The sequence below is a fragment of the Longimicrobium sp. genome (assembly GCF_035474595.1).
In the GTDB taxonomy this organism is placed as follows: Bacteria; Gemmatimonadota; Gemmatimonadetes; order Longimicrobiales; family Longimicrobiaceae; genus Longimicrobium.
Genome location: NZ_DATIND010000091.1, coordinates 112,371 through 134,269, shown reverse-complemented (window position 1 = coordinate 134,269; position 21,899 = coordinate 112,371). Strand labels below are relative to the sequence as shown.

The 21,899-nt window shown below is 71.6% G+C and carries 19 protein-coding genes and 1 tRNA gene; 13 read left to right on the top strand and 7 right to left on the bottom strand.

All coding sequences use genetic code 11. The features are described 5' to 3' along the window. Nucleotides 1–236: 236 nt before the first annotated feature. Nucleotides 237–692: a DUF488 domain-containing protein gene (locus VLK66_RS16905; protein ID WP_325310627.1), complete on the bottom strand. Its 456-nt coding sequence runs from the start codon at nucleotides 690–692 to the stop codon at nucleotides 237–239. Nucleotides 693–914: 222 nt separating this feature from the next. Between VLK66_RS16905 and VLK66_RS16900 the strand changes: the two genes are divergently transcribed. From VLK66_RS16900 to VLK66_RS16875, 6 genes are all read left to right on the top strand, one after another. Then, a complete protein-coding gene (locus VLK66_RS16900; RefSeq protein WP_325310626.1) occupies nucleotides 915–1,229 on the top strand; it encodes a PqqD family protein in 315 nt (104 codons plus the stop codon). After that, nucleotides 1,226–1,615, top strand: a complete 390-nt coding sequence (locus tag VLK66_RS16895) for a lasso peptide biosynthesis B2 protein (protein WP_325310625.1) — start codon at nucleotides 1,226–1,228, stop codon at nucleotides 1,613–1,615. The genes VLK66_RS16900 and VLK66_RS16895 overlap by 4 nt, the downstream gene beginning before the upstream one ends. Nucleotides 1,616–1,647: 32 nt before the next feature. Beyond that, complete coding sequence (locus VLK66_RS16890) at nucleotides 1,648–3,456, top strand: asparagine synthetase B family protein (protein ID WP_325310624.1); 1,809 nt, start codon at nucleotides 1,648–1,650, stop codon at nucleotides 3,454–3,456. A gap of 135 nt (nucleotides 3,457–3,591) precedes the next feature. Beyond that, the gene (locus tag VLK66_RS16885) at nucleotides 3,592–3,732 is read left to right on the top strand and encodes a hypothetical protein (protein ID WP_325310623.1); all 141 of its coding nucleotides are present in this window, start codon (nucleotides 3,592–3,594) and stop codon (nucleotides 3,730–3,732) included. 404 nt (nucleotides 3,733–4,136) lie between these two features. Then, nucleotides 4,137–4,643 carry a nuclear transport factor 2 family protein gene (locus VLK66_RS16880; protein ID WP_325310622.1) on the top strand — a complete coding sequence of 169 codons (507 nt, stop codon included), beginning with the start codon at nucleotides 4,137–4,139 and terminating at the stop codon, nucleotides 4,641–4,643. Nucleotides 4,644–4,886: 243 nt separating this feature from the next. Next, nucleotides 4,887–4,957, top strand: a tRNA-Gln gene (locus VLK66_RS16875). A gap of 76 nt (nucleotides 4,958–5,033) precedes the next feature. Here the strand turns inward: VLK66_RS16875 and VLK66_RS16870 are convergent. Continuing rightward, nucleotides 5,034–6,308 (bottom strand): SEFIR domain-containing protein, encoded by a 1,275-nt coding sequence (locus tag VLK66_RS16870; protein ID WP_325310621.1) that lies wholly within the window; start codon nucleotides 6,306–6,308, stop codon nucleotides 5,034–5,036. 363 nt (nucleotides 6,309–6,671) lie between these two features. Here VLK66_RS16870 and VLK66_RS16865 point away from each other — a divergent pair, with 363 nt between their 5' ends. From VLK66_RS16865 to VLK66_RS16840, 6 genes are all read left to right on the top strand, one after another. Beyond that, nucleotides 6,672–7,064: a BlaI/MecI/CopY family transcriptional regulator gene (locus VLK66_RS16865; RefSeq protein ID WP_325310620.1), complete on the top strand. Its 393-nt coding sequence runs from the start codon at nucleotides 6,672–6,674 to the stop codon at nucleotides 7,062–7,064. Beyond that, nucleotides 7,061–9,595, top strand: a complete 2,535-nt coding sequence (locus VLK66_RS16860; protein ID WP_325310619.1) for a M56 family metallopeptidase — start codon at nucleotides 7,061–7,063, stop codon at nucleotides 9,593–9,595. Before VLK66_RS16865 ends, VLK66_RS16860 begins: the two co-directional genes overlap by 4 nt. Before the next feature lie 345 nt (nucleotides 9,596–9,940). Then, nucleotides 9,941–10,951: a hypothetical protein gene (locus tag VLK66_RS16855; protein ID WP_325310618.1), complete on the top strand. Its 1,011-nt coding sequence runs from the start codon at nucleotides 9,941–9,943 to the stop codon at nucleotides 10,949–10,951. Then, nucleotides 10,948–13,599 carry a DUF5916 domain-containing protein gene (locus VLK66_RS16850; RefSeq protein ID WP_325310617.1) on the top strand — a complete coding sequence of 884 codons (2,652 nt, stop codon included), beginning with the start codon at nucleotides 10,948–10,950 and terminating at the stop codon, nucleotides 13,597–13,599. Before VLK66_RS16855 ends, VLK66_RS16850 begins: the two co-directional genes overlap by 4 nt. 554 nt (nucleotides 13,600–14,153) lie before the next feature. Then, nucleotides 14,154–14,555: a hypothetical protein gene (locus VLK66_RS16845; protein WP_325310616.1), complete on the top strand. Its 402-nt coding sequence runs from the start codon at nucleotides 14,154–14,156 to the stop codon at nucleotides 14,553–14,555. A 61-nt stretch (nucleotides 14,556–14,616) separates the two neighbouring features. Then, nucleotides 14,617–15,885 (top strand): tail fiber domain-containing protein, encoded by a 1,269-nt coding sequence (locus VLK66_RS16840; RefSeq protein ID WP_325310615.1) that lies wholly within the window; start codon nucleotides 14,617–14,619, stop codon nucleotides 15,883–15,885. A 134-nt stretch (nucleotides 15,886–16,019) separates the two neighbouring features. Here VLK66_RS16840 and VLK66_RS16835 read toward each other — a convergent pair whose 3' ends face one another. The 5 genes from VLK66_RS16835 to VLK66_RS16815 all read right to left on the bottom strand — a co-directional run bounded on the left by VLK66_RS16835 (nucleotide 16,020) and on the right by VLK66_RS16815 (nucleotide 19,449). Then, complete coding sequence (locus VLK66_RS16835) at nucleotides 16,020–16,784, bottom strand: metallophosphoesterase family protein (RefSeq protein WP_325310614.1); 765 nt, start codon at nucleotides 16,782–16,784, stop codon at nucleotides 16,020–16,022. Further along, entirely contained in the window at nucleotides 16,769–17,233 is a 465-nt protein-coding gene (gene arsN2 / locus VLK66_RS16830; RefSeq protein WP_325310613.1) for an arsenic resistance N-acetyltransferase ArsN2, read from the bottom strand. Before arsN2 ends, VLK66_RS16835 begins: the two co-directional genes overlap by 16 nt. Before the next feature lie 97 nt (nucleotides 17,234–17,330). Then, a complete protein-coding gene (locus VLK66_RS16825; RefSeq protein WP_325310612.1) occupies nucleotides 17,331–18,224 on the bottom strand; it encodes an arsenite methyltransferase in 894 nt (297 codons plus the stop codon). A 67-nt stretch (nucleotides 18,225–18,291) separates the two neighbouring features. Beyond that, nucleotides 18,292–18,618: a metalloregulator ArsR/SmtB family transcription factor gene (locus tag VLK66_RS16820; RefSeq protein ID WP_325310611.1), complete on the bottom strand. Its 327-nt coding sequence runs from the start codon at nucleotides 18,616–18,618 to the stop codon at nucleotides 18,292–18,294. Between the two features lie 465 nt (nucleotides 18,619–19,083). Further along, complete coding sequence (locus VLK66_RS16815) at nucleotides 19,084–19,449, bottom strand: hypothetical protein (RefSeq protein ID WP_325310610.1); 366 nt, start codon at nucleotides 19,447–19,449, stop codon at nucleotides 19,084–19,086. A gap of 290 nt (nucleotides 19,450–19,739) precedes the next feature. On the opposite strand from VLK66_RS16815, the gene VLK66_RS16810 reads away from it, so the two are divergent. Then, on the top strand, nucleotides 19,740–21,734 hold the full coding sequence (locus VLK66_RS16810) for an ABC transporter ATP-binding protein (protein WP_325310609.1): 1,995 nt from the start codon (nucleotides 19,740–19,742) through the stop codon (nucleotides 21,732–21,734). Nucleotides 21,735–21,899: the final 165 nt, after the last annotated feature.

Below are 21,899 nucleotides of genomic sequence, written 5' to 3'. Positions count from 1 at the left end.
TGAAGTCGCAGCAACAACTACGGGAAGCCTCGCAAACTGCGCGAGGCTGATCCGCTCATTCTGTGGCATCAGCGCTCACGACCACTGTCCTTTCATCCTCCGTGGTCGCGCGCAGCGCGGTGTTCGACTCAGGATGACGTCATCTAGTGGTGGGCACTCATTGCGGTGCGTGACGGTCACCGCACCTTCCCTGGTCCCCTGGTCCCCTGGTCCCCTGGTCCCCTGTCCCCTGCGCTTTACTCCGGCGGCGCGGGGGCGAGATCGTCGACGCGGACGGAGACGCGCTCGGCCAGCGCCTCGGCGACCATGCTGCGGTGGCAGTGCGCGGGGTCGGCTTCGTAGCAGAGGAGGCAGACGCGGCGGCCGGCGCGCACGATCTCCGCCAGCGATTCGAGGGCGACCTGCGCGTCGGTGGTCGCCATGTGCTCGGTGAAGATGGCGCGCAGCTCGTCGAAGCGCCCGGCGCGCGCCGCGGCCCGCCCGTCCGCCGGCGTGCCCAGCGCGCGGAGATGCAGGTAGTCGATCCCCACCTCGCCCAGGTGCGCCGCCAGCGCGTTCTTGGAGAAGCCCGGCCGGCGCGAGCTGGTCACGGCGCGCACGTCCACCACCATCTCCACCTTCCCCTCGCGGAGCGCTTCCAGGAAGCGCGGCATGGTCGCGCCCTCGTAGCCAATCGTCGCGATCGTCTTCATCCGTCCCCCCATTTCGTGATGTCGCTGCCCGGTCCGCGGAATCTGCGCGATCCATCTCCGCCGAGCCAGATCCCGCCTCTCCAGAGGGCCCGCCGAACGCTCACAGATGTTCCATTGTGCGTGCCTCGGGTTTGTTTTATCCTCTGACGGAGGGGTACATCACCCGACGCTTTGTGCTTTTTCCGCTTTGCGAGTCGGGGATCTCACCTGGACCACTCTGCCATGCTCGGCTGGCTCAAGAAGAATCGCGAGGGCGCAGCGCCCGCACCGCTGGACGCGCCTTTCCGCCGCGCGGAGCACGTCGTCTCCGCGGCGGAAGGCGACCGCACCGTCCTGCTGGATCCGGTGCAGGGCGAGTATTTCGGGCTGGACGAGGTGGGCACGCGCATCTGGGAGCTCCTTCCGGCGCACCCCACGGCCGCCGCGCTCGCGGACCGGCTCTTCGACGAGTACGACGCCCCGCGCGAGACGCTCGCCACGGACGCCGCGCGGCTGCTGGGCGAGCTGGCGGCCAGGAAGCTGGTGGTGCGCGGATGAGGACGCCGTCGGTGGCGCGGTGCGCGCTGGAGCTGCTCGCGGTGCGCGCGTGCCTGAAGGCGCGCGGATTCGGGCGCGCGGTGGCGTGGGCGCGGCGCCGGGCGTCGGCCGCGTCCGGGCCGGGGCTCGCGCCGGACGAGGTAGAGCGCGCGGCGTACCACGTCGCGGTCGCGGCGGCGTTCTTCCCCGGGCGGGCGGTGTGCCTGGAGCAGTCGCTCGCGCTGTTCGTGCTGCTCCGCCGCCGCGGCGCGCCCGCCGAGCTGCGCATCGGCGTGCAGGTGTACCCGTTCTACGCGCACGCCTGGGTGGAGCTGGACGGCCGGCCGGTGAACGAGGACCAGGAGACGGTGGAGAAGTTCCGCGCGCTCCCCGAGGTGGCGGCGTGAACCACTTCGCCTGCGCGGCATCGGGAGCCGGGGTGTCTCCCGACCTCCGGGCGTGGCTCCCCACCGGCATCGCCGCGGCGGGGGACGTGACGGCTTGGGTAGATGACGGTGCCTTTGCGGCCGCCGCGAGCACCGAGCCCGACGCGCTGCGCCCGCTCCTGGCCCGCCGCGGCGCGCTCCTCGCCGCCGGCGACGTGCGGCTGGACAACCGCGGCGAGGTGGCGGGATGGGGCGGCGTCCGCGGGGACCGGGCGCCAGACATCGAACTGGTGCTGGCGGCGTACGCGGCGCGCGGCGCGGGGTGCCTGGACGCGCTGCTGGGCGACTTCGCGCTGGTGCTGTGGGATGGGGATCGCCGCACGCTTACGGCCATCCGCGACCCGTTCGGGGTGAAGGCGCTGTTCGTCACGAGACGGGGCGGCGCGCTCCTCCTCGCCTCCCGCGCGGACGCGCTGGCCCGCGGCGGTGATCTCGACGAGGAGTGGATCGCCGATTTCCTCGTGGGCGGCGCCGTGTCCCCCGTCCGCACGGTGTGGACGGGCGTGGAGGCGGTCGCCCCGGGCGAGGTGCTGGCGTGGCGCGACGGCTCCATCTCCCGCCGCCGCTTCTGGTCCGCCGCCGACTTCGCGCCCACGGAGACGGCGGACGAGCGCGCGGCGACGGAGACGTTCCGCGGCTTGCTGGAGGAGGCGGTTCGCGTCCGCACGGAGGGCGGCGTCCCCGTGTGGTCGCAGCTCTCCGGCGGGCTGGATTCCTCGTCCGTCGTCTGCGTCGCGCAGACGCTGGCGGAGTCCGGGCGCGGGCCGGGCGTCGCCGGGACGGTGACGCTGGTCGAGACGCTGGGGGATGGCGACGAGCGGAAGTACTCGGACGCGGTGGTGCGCCGCTGGGGGCTGCGCAACGAGACGGTGATCGACCCGTGGGCGTGGCAGGACGACGGCTCGCCCCCGCCGCGCACGGACGAGCCGCGGCCGCACTACCCGTTCTGGGCGCGCGACCGGGAGATGGTGGCCCGGGTGCGAGGCGCCGGCGGGCGCGTGCTCCTTTCGGGCCAGGGATCGGACCACTATCTCGCCGGAAGCCTGGGCTTCATCACCGACCTGATCGCCGCCGGCCACATGCGGACCGCGATGCGCGAGCTGGTGCGCTTCTCCGTCGCTGCGCGGCAGTCGTTCTGGACGGGGCTGGGGCGCCACGGCATCCACCCGTTTCTCCCCACCTGGCTGCAGGCGCGCCGCGCCCGCGCGGACGAGCAGCTCCCCGAGTGGCTGGACGCGGGATTCGGCCGCCGGATGGAGATCGGGCGACGGCTCCCGGCGGTGCGCCAGCTCGCCGTCCCGCGCGGAGGAAGCTTCTTCGCGCACCAGATCGCGACGGAGCTGGCGCTGCTGCCGGCCTTCGTGGAGCGCGGCCCGTTCCAGGACGGGATCGAGATGCGCTACCCCTTCCTGCATCGCCCGCTGGTGGAGCACTCCCTTCGCCTTCCGCCGCCGCTGCGCATCCGCCCCCGCGGCGGCAAGCACGTGCTGCGCGAGGCGATGCGGGGGATTCTTCCCGAGGAGATCCGCACGCGGCGCGGGAAGGGCGGCATCGACGCGCGCCTCCTGTGGGCGCTGCACCGCGAGCGCGCGCGCCTCGAGGCGCTCCTGCGCGACCCGGAGATCGCGCGCCGCGGCTGGGTCCGCGCCGACGCGCTCCGCGCCGCGACCGGGCAGGCGCGCCAGGGCGAGGTGCGCAGCCTTCCGCTCCTCCTCTGCTCGCTGGCGCTGGAAACCTGGCTGGCGGTGCGCGCGGGACGATGGGAAGCGCTCGTGCGCGCACCGGCCGCGGTGGCGGCCTGACGCCCCCTCACCGCGAGGGGCGAAGATGAGGCAAAGTGACGGAGGACGTCCGGGGTCCGGCCGGCGGGCCACTCGCATCGTACACCAACCCACCACGCCGGGGCTCCGCGCCCCGGTCCGAGAAAGCGAGAGAACATGGACAAGAAGCCCTATGTTTCGCCGCAGCTGACGCAGCACGGAAACGCCGTGGAGATGACCGCCGGCGAGCACGGCCGCGCGCTGGAGCTCATCAACTTCCGGCCCGGCCACAACGCGCCCGCGAACAAGAAGCGGTAGAAGTCGGACCGCTCCACCACCGATGTAACGCGCACGGACGGGTGACCCGCCGGCCGGACCCCGGATGCACGCGCTGAAATTCGTTCGGGAGGAGATGGAAAACGGGGGCGAGACCGATCGTGGTCTCGCCCCCGGTTGTTGGAGAAGGCTCGGCGTCGCGCCCGCGGGGGCGGCGGGCCCGAAGCTGGTCCGGACGCCCGATCTGGTTACGCCCGGGCTCCCTCCGGGGCCGTTCGCGGCTCGGCATGTGCGTCACCCCCCTCAGGCCATTGCCGCGTTCCCGGTGGTCGGCGCGGCGCTCCGCCGGGGCTGCCGCGAGCGTCCGTGCATCTCTCGTGGCCCTGCGCTGTCGCCATGACAGCCCTTTCCCGCCTGCCACCCGCAGAAAAACCATGTTCCCCTCCATGATCAGGACCGTCGCCGTGCTCACGGCGGCCGCGGCGCTGGGCTGCGCAGGCCCCGGCAGCGGCCCCGCTGTCGCGCCGTATCCCGCGGCCGGTGCGGCGAGCGACGCCCTGCACGCGCGCAGCGCGGGGCTGCAGCAGGCGGAGGCCGCGCTGGACGCCGACCGGGCGCTCGCGTTCTGGGCCGAGGACGGCGTCATCCAGGCCGGGGGATCGCCCCAGGTCAACGGGCGGGCGGCCATCGGTGCGCTCTACCGGCTGTACTTCACGTCGCTCGGGGTGCGCGAGCTCGCCGGCACGCCCGCGGGGCTCACCATGGCCCAATCGGGCGATCTGGCCTATGAAACGGGCGTGAACCGCATCGTTCTGCGCGCCAACGGCGGGGATCTGCTGGACATGGGCAAGTATCTCCTGGTCTGGAGGAAGATCGACGGGCAGTGGTACGCCGCCGCGCTCAGCTTCACGAGCGACGCCGCGGCGCCCAGGCTGATCGCCGCGACGCCGTAGAAGCGCCGCGGTGCCGATGCGATGGGCTGCGCGATTCGGTTGGCTTCGCTCGCTTCGCCACCCCTGCCGGTAAGCGGCTCAACGGTGTATCTTTACCTCCTTCATGGGGGTGGGGCGCTCGGCGATGGTCGCCGCGGCCCGTCCCCGGCTGCGTGCAGGACCAACGCGGCCATCTCCCCGAACCGGATTGGTGCTGGGCGCTGTTCGTTGCAGTCTGCACGATCTGATGAACGCGTGATGTGGTGCCCCCTGGTGTAAGGGCAGCACAAAGGTCTTTGGAACCTTTGGTGGAGGTTCGAATCCTCCGGGGGCAATGCCGTAAGTCGCTGCAGATTGCGACTTACGGCGTTTTGTTGCTGCTCCGAAACACGTTTTAGACTGCTCTGGGCTTCATGAAAGAGGACATACTCCTTCGAACGCCATTTCATAGGCGGGCATGTTCGTGTAGATCTTTCTACGTCGGCCCCTGAAACGAACATAAAGCCGCCGTGGGTCTTCCATTTGAAAAATCAGTTCCAGTACGTGCGCCACTGTCTCCGTTCGCCGTAGTTCCAGCACGGCAGCTAGGCGCGCGGCTGCAAGGAAGAGTCGCGGGTTGGACCCATGTTGACGATAAAGCGGCAAGAGAGGGGACTCGACAAGTGAACGGCCGGCCCCGACACCTTGGACGAGCGTTTCAAGCATGGAGTCAACTTGCCCCCAGCGAGCGACATCGGCAGGAGGCTTTTCGTTCAACAGGATTCGCCGGGCACGCAGTTCCGCTATTTCATCGGCCGACTTACCCGAAGTAGCTATTTCCATGCTGGAGCCTCGGCTTCCCTCATCAACAACTACGCTAACAATCCACCGTTCACCCAGAGAGTCGCGTACGCGATCTGCCGCCTCCACGCTGCCTGAATGCGCTGAGTCGCCGTATGCTACCCACACCCGCGTTTTCCCCCAACGGTCCTTCAACTCGCTTAAAAATGCGGTTATATCCGCGTTCTGCGGGACGAGCGTGAACTCTACCCGGTCGCCTTGCTCCCGAATCCGCATCACCGGAATGAATTGCGTCGTTTCCTTGGCTTCGATCAGCATTAGATCGGTTGCCACAGGTATGGGCGCCGCGTTGCTGGGACGAACTGGTGATTCCAACCCCTCCTCCCTGGCCGCTACACCTACCTTACGCCTGGGCCCAAGCGGCGGCACTGCAACGAGGCGCTGCCCAGTCAATCGGGCGTATAGAGCATCGTATCCATCTTCGCTACTAACATCGTAGCGTGTTGCACCCTGAAGAAAGTCGGGGACGAACGGTTGAGCCGCAGAGGAGAACACAATGGGAATGAACTTATCATTGTGCCCTTGGCTCGCGTATGTCTCTAGAATAATGAGGGTTCCTTCCCAGGTTGCTCCCAGCCCGCGATCGGGCGATTCGTCGAGGTTCACACGACGCAAATAGGTCTCGGTGCAGACTACTAGTACGTGCGTGGCCTTAGCGATCTCGCGCCGCATCCACTGGGGCCACCCTATGGACGGATGCGGATCGTACTGGTCGAGCATCACGAACACGCCATCACCTCTGAGTCGTGCTGCAAGCGCGAGTACGCGCTCACGATGCTCTGCTGAGTCGTGGCTATAGCTGATGAGTACGCGCTCCGGGTAAGTCTGCGGATCGGGGTCGCTCATCTTTCCAGTTCGACGGAGGTGTGAAGAGCACAGATTAGGACCGTGACGGTCATCGTTGTATGCCAGATCGGATGGCAACGGACTCGTCACGAGCAAGCTTTGGACCGATGATATCTTCCGCACAGTGACTTGTGTGCACGGGTGCTCACGACTATCTCCCTGGCTTCATGGCGCCAAATTCCAGCGCATCCACGTTTCAATCGCCGCCCGCACATCACCCTTGACACCCGGCGTGCACGTGCTGATAATTCAGCATGTGCGGATTTTTCCGCACTTCCGCCGGGCGCGCTGGGGGGAGGCACCATCTTCCGCCGAACCGCCGCGCCCACAGGCCCCCTCCGCACTCCGCACCCCGTCCGCCGCATGCCCGAAGCGACCAACCTGGCCGGGCTCAGCCGCCGCGAGCGCCAGATCATGGAGATCATCTACCGGCGCGGGAAGGCCACCGCGGCGGAGGTAATGGACGAGATCCCCGATCCGCCCACGTACTCGGCGGTGCGCGCGGCGCTGCGGCTGCTGGAGGAGCGCGGGCGCCTGAAGCACGAGCTGGACGGCAAGCGCTACGTGTACCTTCCCACCACGCCGCGCAGCCGCGCCCGCACCACGGCGCTGCGCGACGTGGTGCGCACCTTCTTCGGAGGGAGCACCGAGCAGGTGGTGAACGCGCTGCTCGAGGAGCAGAAGCCCTCGGCCGCCGAACTGGAGCGCCTGGCCGTGCTGATCGCCCGTGCCCGCGGCGAGGAGGAGGGCGAATGAGCGCGCTGCAGCTGGCCTCCGTGTTCGCGGTGCTGGCGGACGCCGCCGCGAAGGGCACCCTCGTCCTCGTCGCCGCGCTGGCGGCCACGCGGCTGATGCGGCGCCGCTCGGCCGCCGCGCGGCACCTGGTGTGGGTGGTCGCGCTGGCGTCGATGCTGGCGCTGCCGGCCGTCACGCGGCTGCTGCCGGCGTGGCGCGTGGTCCCCGTCCCCGCGCCGCTGCGGCCGGCGGCGGCGTTCGTGGCGTCGCCCGCGACGGCATCTTCTCCCATCGCCGCCGCGCATCCCCGCGCCGATGCGTCGGCATCTACCGCCGCGCATCCCGCATCCCCCGTGGGCGCCGGACCGGCCGCCGCGGGCGCCGTATCTCCGTCGTCTTCATCATCCCCCTCTCTTTCATCCTCATCTCCCGCAACGCCGTTCGACTGGAAGACGGCGCTGATGGCGGTGTGGTGCGCGGGCGGGGTGCTGCTCGTCCTCCGCCTGGGCTACGGGCTGGGGCGCGTGTGGTGGATGGAGCGGCGGGCGACGGAGATCACCGACGAGGGATGGGTGCGCATCGCCGACCGGCTGGCGCGGCGGCTGCGCGTGGGGCGCGTGGTGACGCTGCTGCGCGAGGCGCACGCGGTGGTGCCGATGACGTGGGGAATCGTGCGCCCCGTGGTTCTCCTTCCCGCGGAGGCGGAGGACTGGGACGAGGAGCGCCGCACCGTGGTACTGGCGCACGAGCTGGCGCACGTGCGCCGGTGGGACCCGCTCACGCAGTGGATCGCGCACCTGTCGCTGGCGCTGTTCTGGTTCCACCCGCTGGTGTGGATGGCCGCGCGCCGCATGCGCGAGGAGCGCGAGCACGCCTGCGACGACGCGGTGCTTTCCATCGGCACGCGGCCGGTGGCGTACGCCGACCACCTGCTGGACATCGTCCGCTCGCTGGGCCAGGCCGAGGGCCCCGCGGCCGCGCTGGCGATGGCGCGCCGGTCGCAGTTCGAGGGCCGCCTGCTGGCGATCCTGGACGGCGCCACCGCGCGCGGCGGGGTGAGCCGCGGGCTGGGCTTCGCGGCGCTGGTGGTGGCCGCGGCGGCGGTGGTGCCGCTCGCCGCCCTGCGCGTGGCGGAGCCGCATGCCGCCGCGGGGACGCCCGCCGCGGCGCTGGTCTCCGGCGTGCCGGCGCCGGCGGTGATGCCCGAGGCCAGGCCGAAGGGCGTGGTGGCGCGCATCGCGGGGAACGTGCGGGAGATGCTGGACCGCGCGCTTCCGGCCGGCGGCGCGGCGCCCGCGGGCTCGCCCGCTCCGCCGGCTCCCGCTTCCGCGGCGACGGGAGGGACGGCGGCGGCTCCCGTCCCGAACGCGCCGGCGGCGGCCGCGGGCGCGACCGCCGGCGGGGTGCAGGAGTTCAACGAGAAGGTGACGTACTTCGCGCGCGAGTTGAACGTGCCGCCCGCGAAGATGGCGGAGATGCTGCAGGAGGGCGGGGGATACGCCGACGTGATCCGCGCGGCCGACGGCATCGCCTCGTCGGGCGACAAGGCGGCGGTGCTGCTGGCGGTGCTGCGCCGCCCCGACGTGGGAACGGGCGACCTGGCGCTCCTGCTGCGCTCGGCGTCGACGATCGGCTCCAGCGGCGATCGGGGCTCGGTGCTGAAGGAGTTCACGCGGCGCTACCCGCTGCAGCCGGCCAGCGTGCGCACCGCCTTCTTCGGCGCCGCGCGGACCATGTCGTCGGGCGACCAGCGCGAGGTGCTGCTGGCCGTGCTCGCGCGCGCCGGCGAGCAGCCCGAGGCGGTGTCGGGGGTGATCTCTTCGACGGCGGCGATGGCGAGCGGCGGCGACCGGCGCGACGTGCTGCTGGCCGTGCTCTCGCGCCCGTCGCTCGGCGCGGCGCAGCTGGTGGAGGTGGTGGGCGCGACCGGCGCGATCCCCAGCAGCGGCGACCGGCGCGACATCCTCCTGCACGTCGTCAGCCGCCCCGGCCTCCCGCGCGAGGCGCTGACGGCGGCGCTGAATGCGTCCGCGTCGATTCCGTCGTCCGGCGACCGGCGCGACGTGCTGCTGGCGGCCGCCTCGCGCCAGCGCGTGGAGGGTTCGGCGCGCGACGCGTACCTGGCCGCGGCGCGCCCCATCGCCGACTCGGGCGACCGGGCGATGGCGCTCTCGGCTCTGCTCGGGCCCGCGGCGGCCGCGCAGCCGGCGGCGAGCGCGGCCGGGTCGCAGACCACGACCACCACCATCCACGACCACGACAGCGACGGCGTCTGGAACTCCGACATCTCGCTGACCAGCGACGACGGCCGCCATGTGACCATCACCTCGCGCGACGTGGTCCGCGGCTCCGACGCGGCCGACATCCGCGAGATCCGGCGCGGCGGGCGGCTGGTGGTGGAGGAGACGCGCAACGGGATCACGCGGCGCGCCGAGATGGTGCCCACCGCGAGCGGGCCGCGCGGCACGTACACCGTGGCCGGGCGCGCCGTGGCGTTCGAGCCGGAGGGGCGCGCCTGGATGGCCCGCATTCTCCGCGAGTTCACGCAGTAGCGGGACGGGGGAGACGGGTTCGCCCGTCTCCCCCGTCCTTTCGCCGCAAGTGCTGATTCTTCTGCATTTGAAGAAGATGAGAGGGTGATACCGATTTCGGAGATCGATCGTGCAATCCGGAAGCGCACGTGCGACCTCGCCCACAGATCCTTCGGCCTGCAACCGATCGTGTGGGGGCAACGACGGTGTGGCCGGCCTCAGGATGGCGTCTCTCCATGCGTTTGCTACGCACAGATGATTACCAGATCCGGTATCAGAACCCGGGGATCGTTGGACGAGCGAGCGGCAGCCGGTCTCAAGTGCTGAAATATCAGCAGAGGGACACCACCTGATTGGGAGGATGCGATGCGAATGCGGTCGATCGGGGCGGCGATGCTGGGGGTGCTCGCGCTGGCCGGGCCCGCGGCGGGGCAGATGCGGACGCGCATGCACTCGGAGGTGATCGACGACGGGCGGCGGATGACGATCGACGTGAACGGCGAGCTGCGCTTCGGCGACGACGACCAGCTGGCGTACGTCGGCCCCGGCGGGCGGCTGGTGATGGAGGAGGAGCGCCCCGGCGCGCCGGACCGCCGCGTGGAATACCGCGACGACGGCGGCGGCGTGCGCCGGCGCTTCTTCCGCGACGGGCGCGAGACGGCGCCGGGCGAGGGCGACGAGGCGTGGATCCGCGCGGCGATGCTCGAGCTGGTGCGCGAGAGCGGGGTGAACGCCGAGGCGCGCGTGGCCCGCATCTACCGCCGCGGCGGGACCGCGGCGGTGCTGGAGGAGACGCGCCGCATAAGCAGCGACGGGGCGAAGCGCGCGTACTTCACCGCGCTGCTGCGCCAGCCCGGCCTGCGCCCCGGCGACACCGCCGAGGCGCTGGAGGAGGCCGGCCGCCGCATCGCCAGCGACGGCGACAAGCGCTCCGTGCTGGCCACGCTGCTGGAGCGCCCGGCGATCCGCGCCGAGGAGATGGCGGCGATGCTCGAGGCCTCGGCGCGCATCGCCAGCGACGGCGACAAGTCGTCGCTGCTGGTCCGCGCCGCCGCGCGCGACCCGCTGGCCGACGCGGCCGTGCGCGAGGCCTTCTTCGCGGCCACGCGCCGCATCGCCAGCGACGGCGACAAGTCGCGCGTGCTGATCGCCGCCCTCACGCGCTCCGGCGCCCGCCGCGACGTGGTGGTCGCCGCGATCCGCACCGCGCGCTCCATCGCCAGCGACGGCGACAAGTCGCGGGTGCTGATGTCCGTTCCCGCCGCGCACCTGGGCGACGGCGAGGTGCGGGCGGCGCTGCTCGACACCATGCGCGGCATCGCCAGCGACGGCGACCGCTCGCGCGTGGCCATCTGGCTGGCGCGGAGCCAGCCATGAGCCGCGCCGCGCTCCCCATCTCCCTGGCGCTCTTCATCCCCCTGCTCCTCCCCCCGGCGCTGGCGGACGCGCAGGAGACGCCATCCCCCGCCCACGCCGACACCGCCGCCGCGACGGCGCCGAAGCGCGCGGCGGCGATGAGGATCGACGGGCGCGCGCCCGCGCTGGACGGGCGGCTGGACGACGGGGCGTGGGCGGCGGCGCCGGTGCTCACCGGCTTCTGGCAGAAGGAGCCGAGGGAGGGGACGCCGGCGACCGAGCGCACCGAGGTCCGCTTCGTGTACGACGACCGCGCGCTGTACGTGGGCGCGCGGATGGCGTCGGGCGAGCCGGGGCGCATCCAGGCGCCGGTCAGCCGCCGCGACGTGACCGACGCGGCCGAGTTCATCGCCATTTCCCTGGACACCTACCACGACCGCCGCACCGCCTACACCTTCGGCGTGACCGCCGCCGGAACGCGCACCGACCTGTATCACCCCCGCGACAGCGACGACGGCGACACGCAGTTCGACCCCGTGTGGGAGGCGCGGGTGGCGCGCGACAGCGCCGGGTGGACGGCGGAGATGCGCATCCCCCTCTCGCAGCTGCGCTTCAACCCGGGCGACGCGCAGGCGTGGGGGCTGAACGTGCGGCGGTGGATGCCGCAGAAGGAGGAGGACGACTACTGGATCGTCGTCCCCAAGTCCGTCTCCGCGTGGGCGTCGCGCTTCGGGGAGCTGGACGGGATCGCGGGGGTGCGCCCCGGGCGGCGGGTGGAGCTGTCGCCGTACGTGGCCACCGGCGCGTCGTTCAGCCAGGGCGTGGACGCGGCCGACCCCTTCCACTCGCCGCGCGAGGAGACGGTGCGCGCCGGCGCCGACCTGAAGCTGGGGCTGGGGCCCAACCTGACGCTGGACGCCACCGTGAACCCCGACTTCGGGCAGGTGGAGGCGGATCCGGCGGAGGTGAACCTTTCCGCCTTCGAAACCTTCTTCTCCGAGAAGCGGCCCTTCTTCACCGAGGGAAGCGGCCTTCTTTCCGGCGGCGGCGCGGGATACTTCTACTCGCGCCGCATCGGCGCGGCGCCACACGGGCTGGCCGACGGCGATTTCGTCGATCGTCCCTCCAACAGCACCATCCTGGGCGCGGCGAAGCTTACCGGCCGCCTCCCCAGCGGCCTCTCCGTCGGCGTGCTGGGCGCGGTCACGGCGCGCGAGCGGGCGCGCACCTTCGACGCGGAGACGGGGGAGTTCGGGCGCGTCGAAGTCGAGCCGCCGACGGGCTACGGCGTGGTCCGGCTGCAGCAGGAGCTGGGGAAAACGGGGTCGACGGCGGGCGTCATCCTCACCGGCGTGCACCGGGGCATCGGCGACGGGTCGCCGCTGGCGGCGCGGCTGGACCGCGACGCGCTCACCGGCGCGGCGGACTGGGACCTGCGGCTGGGCGGGGGGACGTACGAGGTGACCGGCGCGCTGGGCTTCAGCCACGTGGCGGGCGATTCGCTGGCCATCCTGCGCATCCAGCGCTCCAGCGCGCGCTACCTCCAGCGCCCGGACGCCGACTACGTCACCTACGATCCCTCGCTCACCACGCTTTCCGGCTACACCGCCTCGCTGGCCGCGCAGAAGATCAGCGGCCGCCACTGGCTGTGGACCGTGGCCGGCGACCTGCGCTCGGCCGGCTTCGAGCTGAACGACGCGGGGTCGCAATCCTCCGCCGACTTCCGCCAGGTGTACGGCGAGCTGCGCTACCGCGAGACCACGCCGCGCGGGCCCTTCCGCCGCTGGGCCACCTACGTGACCCCCGTGGCCCAGTGGAACGGCGGCGGGGTGATGACGGACGGGGAGCTGTGGTTCGACGCCGAGGCGACACTGAAGAACTTCTGGCGCACCACCTTCACCGCCTTCCGCACCTTTCCCGTGCAGAGCCAGACGCTCACCCGCGGCGGGCCGCTGGCCGGGGCGCCGGGGTCGTGGGCGATGATCGGGCTGCTGCAGAACAGCGCGGCGGCGCGGCTGCAGTGGCGCGGCCGCGTCTACTACGGGATGAACGACCAGCGCGCCGTCACCTACCGGCTGAGCGGGCGCCTCTCCGTGCGCCCCGCGCCGCGCTGGCAGCTCTCCGTGGAGCCCAACTACCTGCGCTACACCTCCACGCGCCAGTACGTGGCCACCTTCGACGGCGGCCCGGCGGCAACGTTCGGGCGGACGTACGTGTTCGCGGCGGTGGACCGCAGCGAGTTCCTGGCCGACTTCCGGCTGACGTACCTGTTCACGCCCGACCTGTCGCTGGAGCTGTACGCCGAGCCGTTCGCCAGCAGCGGGCGCTACCACGACTTCGGCGATCTCCCCGCCGCCCGCGCCTTCGCCCTGCGCCCGCTGGACGGCGACACCACGCGCGTTCTCCGCACCGGCACGTCCACCGAGGTACGCTTCGACGGGCAGAGCCGCACGGTGGACGACTTCAACGTGCGCTCGTTCCGCAGCAACGCGGTGCTGCGCTGGGAGTGGCGGCCGGGGAGCACGCTGTACCTGGTCTGGCAGCAGGACCGCTCCGGCGACCGCGACCGCATCGCCCACGTGGGCCCCCGCTCGCTGCTGGAGACCCTCGACGCCCCCGGCGACAACTTCCTCGCGCTGAAGGTGACGTACTGGCTGCCGCTGCGGTGAAGGGAGATTCGCCGAAGCCGTTGGCGAGGTGATCGACGGCCGGCCGGGAGGGCGCTGGACAAAGTGTCCGCTCCCGGCTCGTACACATCACGCAACTTGACGTGCCGCCGGGGACATCGGGCTCTCCGGCGGCCGGAATGCCGCGGCGTGATCGTGACGCGGCCTCTCCGCGCCCACCTGCATCTTCCGTCTATCTTCCTGCGAAATTCCGCCCTTGATCTATATCTCCCGCCGATTCAGAGCGGAGACTATGGAGGATGATGCGATCCGATTGAGGGCTGAAAAGATGATGGGTTCGGGGATGAAAAACAGTTGTTGCGGAACGACTGTTCACGTCTAGAATGCCAATTACCCGCCGGTTCGGGGATGCGCCGGACCGATCTCCCCACACCGGGCAGGCCCTCTCCCGCACCGCCCGCCGAGCGCGGCAGCCCCGCTTACCTTCCGTCGCGGAGCGCACGCCAGGCAGGCTTCCGGCCGCACCGAATCGGCCGCCGCGCGTACACCGCGTCCACGTTCGCGTGCGAGGCTCCCATCCACCCGCGGAGGTTGCCATGAAGCGAAGTCCCCTGGCAGTCCCTCTCGTCGCCGCAGGGCTGGCCGCCTGCGCCGACACCCCCACCACGCCGCTGGCCCCGCCCGCGAAGCCCGCCGGCGAAGTCACCGCGGCCGCGTTCGACTTCAAGGCCGGGCTCGCGCTGGCGGTGGACGACGCGCGCGGCCGCGTGATCCCCACCCTGGGCACCGGCGGCGCGATCCAGGGCGTGGACGCCACCTTCGCCGCGCTGGGCAACGCCGTGCGCTCGGGCGACGCGGCCGCGGTGCGCAACGCCATCGCGGGCGCCACCGGCACGCTGAACGCGCTGGAGCGCAGCGCGCCCGAAACGGACCCGGTGGAAGTGGCCGCGCTGCGGCTGGTGCTGGTGAACGCCGACGCGCTCTTCCCCGCCGCCTGAGCACGCGCCGGGCAGAGTCCCCCCCATCGAGCTGGATTCCTTCCACTCCAGAGGCTCTTCGATGCGCAACCGCTTGCTGATCGCCACGCTGGCCGCCGGGGCGCTGGCCGCCGCCGCCCCGGCCCCGGCCGCCGCCCAGATCGACTCCATCCGCGCCTGCTACGTGCCCACCACCGGCAACGTGTACCGGATCGGCACCCCCGACACGCACGCCACCTGCGTGGCCGCCTCGCACGTGCGCTTCGCCTGGCCCGCCACCAGCCCCGACCTGGGGATCGGCGGGCGCTACCTGCTGCGCCTGCGCAGCGGCAGCCCCATCAGCAACCGTTTCTTCGTCGACAGCGCCGGCGGCGTGGCGGCGCTGGGCACGCTCGGCATCGGCGACATCCCGCAGAGCGGGGCGGGCCTGCGGATGATGTGGCACCCGTACAAGGCCGCGTTCCGCGCCGGCGGCGTGGACATCAACCAGTGGGACGACCCCTACATCGGCTTCTACTCGTGGGCCGGCGGAAACAACACCAGGGCGGAGGGCTACGGCGCATTCGCGTTCGGCGACGGCGCGGTCGTCACCAGCGTGCTGGGCGTGGGCTTCGGCTCCAACGTGAACGTGAGCGGCACCATCGGCTTCGTGGCCGGCGCCAGCAACCGCTGCGGCGGGTTCGCCTGCGTGGCCATGGGCTTCACCAACACCGCCGACGGGCAGGGCTCGGTGGCCCTGGGCTACCGCACCACGGCCGACGCCGACTACTCCATGGCGCTGGGCTACCGCGCCTCGGTGAACGGGCACAGCGGGTCGTTCGTGCGCGGCGACGCCTCGACCACCGACTCGCTGCTGTCCGTCGTGAACAACGAGTTCGCGGTGCGCGCGGCCGGCGGCTTCCGCTTCCGCACCAACGCGACGCTCACCACCGGGTGCAACCTTCCCGCCGGCTCGGGCGTGTTCAGCTGCTCGTCCAGCCGCACGCTGAAGGACCACTTCGGCGTGGTGGACGGCGAGGAGCTGCTGGAGCGCATCCGCGGCGTTCCCGTGGGTACCTGGAGCTACATCGCCGAGGGGGCGCAGGTGCGGCACATGGGCCCCTTCGCCGAGGACTTCCGCGCGGCGTTCGGCCTGGGCACCGACAATCGCGCCATCGGCCTGCTCGACATCGACGGCGTGAACTTCGCGGCCGTGAAGGCGCTGGAGGCGCGCACCGCCGAGCTCCGCGTCAAGGCGGCCGAGGTCGACCGCCTGACCGCCGAGGTGGCCGCCCTGCGCGACCGCCAAGCCGCCACCGACGCGCGCCTGGCGGAGCTCGAGGCGCTCGTCGGCCGGATGTCGCAGCGCTAGGCCGGGCGGCTGATTCTCGCTCCAGGGACGGCAGAACAGAACGCATCACGCGCAGGGAGCGGAGGAAACGGAGAACTCGTGCGGTTCTCCGGTCCCTCCACTTCCTCCGTGTGATGCTTTTGTTTTCCGGGAGATCAGATTGCCGCCACGCCGGGCTTGCCGCCCGAGCGCAGGTACTCCGCGAAGGCGTGGGGAAGGGTGCTCGCGCGGATCGCGTCCATCGCGGCGTCGACGTCGTATTCCACGCGGACGAACTCGGCGGAGGATGACGGGCCGTCCACGTCGAGGAGGACGTAGCCGGCGCGCCAGTCGCCGTCCCTGGGGCGGCCGACGGAGCCGGTGTTGACGAAGCGGATGCCGTCCACCTCGCGCGTCCACGGCTTGTGCGTGTGCCCGAAGCAGATCACGTCGCCGGGGCGGGCGCCGGCGTGCCCGGCCATCTTCCGGCAGAAGCCGTCGTCGCGGTCCTCGGTCCAGTACAGCGTGTTCAGCGTGGGCGTGCCGTGCACGAGGACGACCGTCGCCCCCGGCGTGTGGCCGCCGCCGGGGCGCACGTCGATGCGGAACGGGAGCGCGCCGAGAAATCCGCGCGTCGCCTCGGTGACGTGGGCGTGCGTCCAGGCGTAGCTCTCGTGCGACTGCCCCTCCTGCACGGGATCCTCGTACCGGCACCCGCAGTGCGGCGCGCCCAGGGCGACGGTCGAATCGTAGTTCCCGCAGACGCCCGCGATCCCCGCCGCGCGGATGCGGTCGACGACCTCGTTGGGCCACGGCGCGTACCCCACCAGGTCGCCCAGGTGGTACGTCGCCGCGACGTCCGCGCGTGCGGCGATATCGGCCAGCACGGCGTCGAGCGCGGGGAGGTTGGCGTGGATGTCGGAGATCAGGGCGTAGCGCATGGCACCCCGCCCAGGCTGAGCACCATCACCGCCGCGGACGAGGGACAGACGCTGGCGAACTGCACCGACCCGCGCACCGCCTCGGGGACTTTCTCACGCGCGACCGGGGCGAACCCGAGCTTCGGGAAGTAGTCCGCCGCCGTGTTGGTCAGGAGATACACATCTCCCAGCCCGCGCGCCTCCGCCCACGCCAGCCGCTCGCGCGTGAGCGCCGCACCGAGGCCGCGCCCCCGCCACTCCGGATCGACGGCGACGGAGCGCAGCAGCCCCGCATCCCCATACACCTCCACCCCCGCCGCCCCCACGATGCGCCCCTCCGCCACGGCGACGGCGTACGCATCGCCGAACTGCTCGTCGAGCCCGTCCGGCGGCAGCTCCGCGCGCCGCAGCAGCGCCTCGACGGCATCGCGGTCCTCCGCGCGCACGGGCCGGATCTCGTAGTCGATCATCCCTGAATCTCCCGGAAAGAATGCCGCACGCCCCGGTATCCCAAGGGCAGCTGAAGCCACATCGCCGCGGCTTCAGCTGCCTTCCAGGGCATTCGATTCACCCGCCGCAGCACCCCGGCGCGCAGCAGGCCGACTCGCCCGGCGCGGCGCCGGCGAGCGCAGGCGCGGCGGCGGGCTTGCGGGCGCGGACGAAGGCGCTGGCGACGCGGCCGTCCACCGCGGGGGCGACGGCATCCACGTCCACGCCGGCGCCCTCGAGGAACGCGCGCGCGTCGTCGATACTGTAGACGCGCGTGGGCTCGATGTCGACCTCCTCGAACCCCGCCTCCCGCAGCAGCGTCCGGAACTCGCCCTCCTCCAGCGCGCCGGCGACGCAGCCGACCCACAATTCCATGCTGCGCCGCACTTCGGCGGGCACCTCGCCGCGCACGATCACGTCGCTCACGGCGAAGCGGCCGCCGGGCTTCAGCACGCGGAAGGCTTCGGCCAGCACGCGCCGCTTGTCGCCCGAGAGGTTGATCACGCAGTTGGAGATGATGACGTCCACCGAATCGTCCGGAAGGGGGATCTCCTCGATGTGGCCCTTCACGAACTCCACGTTCTCCACGCCGGCCCTGCGCTGGTTCTCGCGCGCCAGGGCCAGCATCTCGTCGGTCATGTCGAGCCCGTATGCCTTCCCCGCCGCGCCGACGCGCCGCGCGGAGAGGAGCACGTCGATGCCGCCGCCGGAGCCCAGGTCCAGCACCGTCTCGCCCTCGTGCAGCTCGGCCAGCGCGGTCGGGTTGCCGCACCCGAGCGACGCCAGCACCGCCTCGGCGGGAATGCCGTCGGTCTCGCCCGCGGCGTACAGGTCGCGCGTGATCGGGTCGTCGCCGCCGCAGCACGCCTCGGCCGCGCCGCAGCAGCCGTTCGCGCCACCCGCCATCACCCGCAGCGCGGCCTGCCCGTAGCGCTCGCGCACCGTCTCCCGGATCGTCTCGGCTCCACTCATCTCCCCACCTCCCGTGTTTACATCAACCAAAGTTGATGTATCGATTGAAAAAAAGGGGATGCGGCCCTCAGCGGCAGCACCCCTCCTGCGATGACCACGCCTCGGGCGACGGCTTCAGCGACAGCGCCGTCTCCGAGATCTCCTCCAGCGCCTCGGGGACCAGCGAGTAGTACACCCACCGCCCCGCGCGCCGGTCGCTCACCACCCCCGCCGCCTTCAGCGTCTTCAGGTGGAAGGAGAGGCGGGACTGCGCCGCGTCCAGCTCGCCGGTCAGGTCGCACACGCAGCGCTCCCCGCGCGCCAGCATGCGCACGATCTCCAGCCGCGTCTCGTCGCTGAGCGCGTGGAACAGGCGGGCGGTGCGCGCCAGGTCGGCGCCGGTCGTCGTGGTCATGGAGATCAACGTAACTAGTTTTGTTGATGTGTCAATACCCGGGAGAGAAGTGCGGAAGTGCGCGTCCGGCGCCTCGCGCCCTCTCCGGCCGGCCGAGGCCGTCCACCTCTCCCGTACCGGGAGAGGTAGCTGTACGGGCATCACCGGCACGACCGAAGCCTGGGAGTGAGCAGAGCTCGCAGGATGCGCCACCGCGTGGATAGCCCCCTCGCCCGGTACGGGAGAGGGCGAGCGCTCCAAGGCGCGGGGAGAGGGCGGCGCGGATGCCTCCGGAGCGCGCCGAACGTGCGGACGGGGAGCCCCGAGTGCTGAAGCCCTGACGCTAATCGGGGCAGATACGAACACGAGCGGACGGCGGGTGCCGGGGATGGGTCCTGGCCCGCCGTCCGCTCGCTTGTCTTGCGGCGCCTGCCGGCCCGCCGTGGGCGGAAGGGCCGGGAACCGCGGTGCAAAGGGGGCGCGGAATCAGCCGCGGCGCGCGCGGTTCACGATGTCGCGGATCTCCTTGGCCACCTCTTCGCGGCGCTCCGCGGGAAGCGCGCTGGTCAGCACCTGCAGTGCCAGGGCCTCGGCCTCGTCCAGCTGCCCCTCGCGCTGCAGGAACCCCGCGAACCACCCCCGCGCCTTGCGCACCGTCTTGCCGTACGGCGCGGTGCCGTCGATCAGCCCGCGCAGGCCGGTGGGGCTCATCCCCAGCTCGCGCGCCGTGAAGCGCAGGCCGTGCGTGTCCACGCTCCGCGAGAGCGCCTCGCGCACCGGCTTGAACTCACTCAGCGTGGCGGCATCCGCCTCCTCGCGCTCCTGCCGCACCGAACGTTCGCCTTGTGCCATGGATTCCCTTTCAACACGCGGGTGGTAACCTGCGCCGGAATGCGACGAAGTTGGGAATAAATGGACGAACCGTCAACACTCACCGCCGTTCGCGGCCTGTGCTGCGCGTCCATTCGGGCCGATCCACGAATATGACCGTCCCCTATGCGCCATCGCCGTCACGAATCGCTGGACGGCCGCCCGGCGGCTGGAGTGCCGCGGGTTGGTGCGTCGGGCGGATCGGGTTATCTTTCCCCAACCGGGCACCGTGCCCGCCACAGTCTGCACACGCAAATCCCGAGCCTTTTCGCATGGCACTTCCCGCGTCGCCCGTGCTTCCCTCCGTCCCGCCCAAAGCGCCGCCGAAGCTTTCCTTCTGGCAGAAGCTCCGCGGCGGCCAGATGCGCAAGCTCCTTCCGCGCCTCCGCCCGCACAAGGGGGCGCTCGCCATCGCCACCGTGATGCTGCTGGCCAGCACCCTGCTGGGGCTGGCCTTCCCGTACGTGGTGGGGCAGATCTTCGACGGCGCGTTCCTGCGCGCCAGCCGGGTGCAGCTGAACTCGGTGGCGCTGCAGCTGTTCGGGCTGCTGGCCATCCAGGCGCTCGCCAACTTCCTGCAGAGCTACCTCCTGAGCGCCACCGGCGAGCGGGTGATCGCCAAGCTGCGCAGCGACCTGTTCGGGCACCTGCTGAGCCTGCCGCCGGCGTTCTTCGCCGACCGCCGCACCGGCGAGCTCACCAGCCGCCTGGGCGCCGACGTGCAGATGCTGCAGGGCGTGCTCACCATGGCGGTCACCTCCATGGTGCAGTCGGTGCTCACGCTGCTGGGCACGGTCATCATCCTCTTCACCATGCAGCCGTTCCTCACCCTCGTCACCCTGGGCGTCGTCCCCGTCGTCGTGGGGAGCGGGCTGTGGCTGGGCGAGCGGCTGAAGAAGAACTCGCTGGGGGTGATGGACCAGGTGGCCGAGGCCACCGCGGTGGCCGAGGAGGCGTTCTCGCAGATCCGCGTGGTGCAGAGCTTCGCGCGCGAGGACTTCGAGCGCGCGCGCTACCGCTCGCGCATGGACAACGCGGTCACGGTGGCGCTGCGGCGCGCCGTCACGCGCGGGCTGTTCAACAGCGTGAACTCGTTCGCGGTGTTCAGCGCCTCGGTGCTGGTGCTGTGGCTGGGCGGGCGGATGGTGCTGCAGGGCACGCTCACGCCGGGAACGCTGGTCTCCTTCCTCCTGTACGCCGGCTCGGCGGCGGGCGCGGTCGGGGGCATCGGGCAGCTGTGGGGGATGTACCTGGAGGCGATCGGCGCCGCCGGGCGCGTCTTCGAGATCCTGAACTCGCGCCCCAACCTGCGCGACCCCGACCACCCGAAGCCGCTCCCCGTCCCCGTCCGCGGGGGCGTGGAGTTCCGCGACGTGTGGTTCCGCTACGAGAAGCCCACCGAGCTGCCCATGCTGAACCAGGGCGGCGGGCAGGTGGCGATGGCCTTCCTGCGCATGCTGGGCGCCGCGCCGCTCGAGTCCGACCCGGCGGCCGCGGCCACGCCCGAGTGGGTGCTGCGCGGCGTGTCGCTGCGCATCGAGCCGGGCGAGACGGTGGCGCTGGTGGGGCCCAGCGGAGCGGGAAAGACCACGCTGGCCGCCATCATCCCACGCTTCTGGGACGTGCAGCAGGGAAGCGTGTCGGTGGACGGGATCGACGTGCGCGAGCTGCGCCTCGCGGAGCTGCGCAACGCCGTGGGGCTGGTGCCGCAGGAGACGCTGCTGTTCAGCGGCAGCATCCACGAGAACATCGGCTACGGGCGACCGGAGGCCAGCGCGGAGGAGATCGTGGCGGCGGCGAAGGTGGCGCACGCGCACGAGTTCGTGCAGCTCCTTCCCGACGGGTACGACACGCGCGTGGGTGAGCGGGGGATCAAGCTGTCGGGCGGGCAGCGGCAGCGCATCTCCATCGCCCGTGCGATCCTGAAGGACCCCACGGTGCTGATCCTGGACGAGGCCACCAGCAGCCTGGACAACGAGAGCGAGGCGCTGATCGAGGACGCGCTGAACCACCTCCTGCGCGGCCGCAGCACGCTCATCATCGCCCACCGGCTGTCCACCGTGCGGCGCGCGGACCGGCTGCTGGTGCTGGACGGCGGCGAGATCGTGGAGGAGGGAACGCACACCGAGCTGCTGGCCCGCAACGGCCTGTACGCGCGCCTCTACGCCCACCAGTTCCGCGAAGACGACGCCCGCCCGGTGGACCTGCTCATCTCCAACGAGACCCTCCCCGCGGACGAGGATTCGGCCGCGACGGTCGTCGGCTGAGGGGCCGGTAGCCAGGATCTGGTGAGGTCGTCGCCCAGGGTGGGGGCCCTCACCCGAAAAATCGAGGGGGAGAAGACAAAACCGCCGTCTTCTCCCCCTCGATTTTTCGACCTCTCCCAAAACAGCCTGGGGCGCTGCACGCGTCGAGGGAGCATGAAACGAGAG

Coding starts and splice junctions, on each gene's coding strand:
- VLK66_RS16825 (WP_325310612.1), bottom strand. CDS start 18,224: ATGAGTGGAGCCGAGACGATCCGGGAGACGGTGCGCGAGCGCTACGGG.
- VLK66_RS16810 (WP_325310609.1), top strand. CDS start 19,740: ATGGCACTTCCCGCGTCGCCCGTGCTTCCCTCCGTCCCGCCCAAAGCG.
- VLK66_RS16900 (WP_325310626.1), top strand. CDS start 915: ATGCTCGGCTGGCTCAAGAAGAATCGCGAGGGCGCAGCGCCCGCACCG.
- VLK66_RS16820 (WP_325310611.1), bottom strand. CDS start 18,618: ATGACCACGACGACCGGCGCCGACCTGGCGCGCACCGCCCGCCTGTTC.
- arsN2 (WP_325310613.1), bottom strand. CDS start 17,233: ATGATCGACTACGAGATCCGGCCCGTGCGCGCGGAGGACCGCGATGCC.
- VLK66_RS16870 (WP_325310621.1), bottom strand. CDS start 6,308: ATGAGCGACCCCGATCCGCAGACTTACCCGGAGCGCGTACTCATCAGC.
- VLK66_RS16885 (WP_325310623.1), top strand. CDS start 3,592: ATGGACAAGAAGCCCTATGTTTCGCCGCAGCTGACGCAGCACGGAAAC.
- VLK66_RS16850 (WP_325310617.1), top strand. CDS start 10,948: ATGAGCCGCGCCGCGCTCCCCATCTCCCTGGCGCTCTTCATCCCCCTG.
- VLK66_RS16835 (WP_325310614.1), bottom strand. CDS start 16,784: ATGCGCTACGCCCTGATCTCCGACATCCACGCCAACCTCCCCGCGCTC.
- VLK66_RS16895 (WP_325310625.1), top strand. CDS start 1,226: ATGAGGACGCCGTCGGTGGCGCGGTGCGCGCTGGAGCTGCTCGCGGTG.
- VLK66_RS16905 (WP_325310627.1), bottom strand. CDS start 692: ATGAAGACGATCGCGACGATTGGCTACGAGGGCGCGACCATGCCGCGC.
- VLK66_RS16860 (WP_325310619.1), top strand. CDS start 7,061: ATGAGCGCGCTGCAGCTGGCCTCCGTGTTCGCGGTGCTGGCGGACGCC.
- VLK66_RS16855 (WP_325310618.1), top strand. CDS start 9,941: ATGCGAATGCGGTCGATCGGGGCGGCGATGCTGGGGGTGCTCGCGCTG.
- VLK66_RS16815 (WP_325310610.1), bottom strand. CDS start 19,449: ATGGCACAAGGCGAACGTTCGGTGCGGCAGGAGCGCGAGGAGGCGGAT.
- VLK66_RS16865 (WP_325310620.1), top strand. CDS start 6,672: ATGCCCGAAGCGACCAACCTGGCCGGGCTCAGCCGCCGCGAGCGCCAG.
- VLK66_RS16880 (WP_325310622.1), top strand. CDS start 4,137: ATGATCAGGACCGTCGCCGTGCTCACGGCGGCCGCGGCGCTGGGCTGC.
- VLK66_RS16840 (WP_325310615.1), top strand. CDS start 14,617: ATGCGCAACCGCTTGCTGATCGCCACGCTGGCCGCCGGGGCGCTGGCC.
- VLK66_RS16845 (WP_325310616.1), top strand. CDS start 14,154: ATGAAGCGAAGTCCCCTGGCAGTCCCTCTCGTCGCCGCAGGGCTGGCC.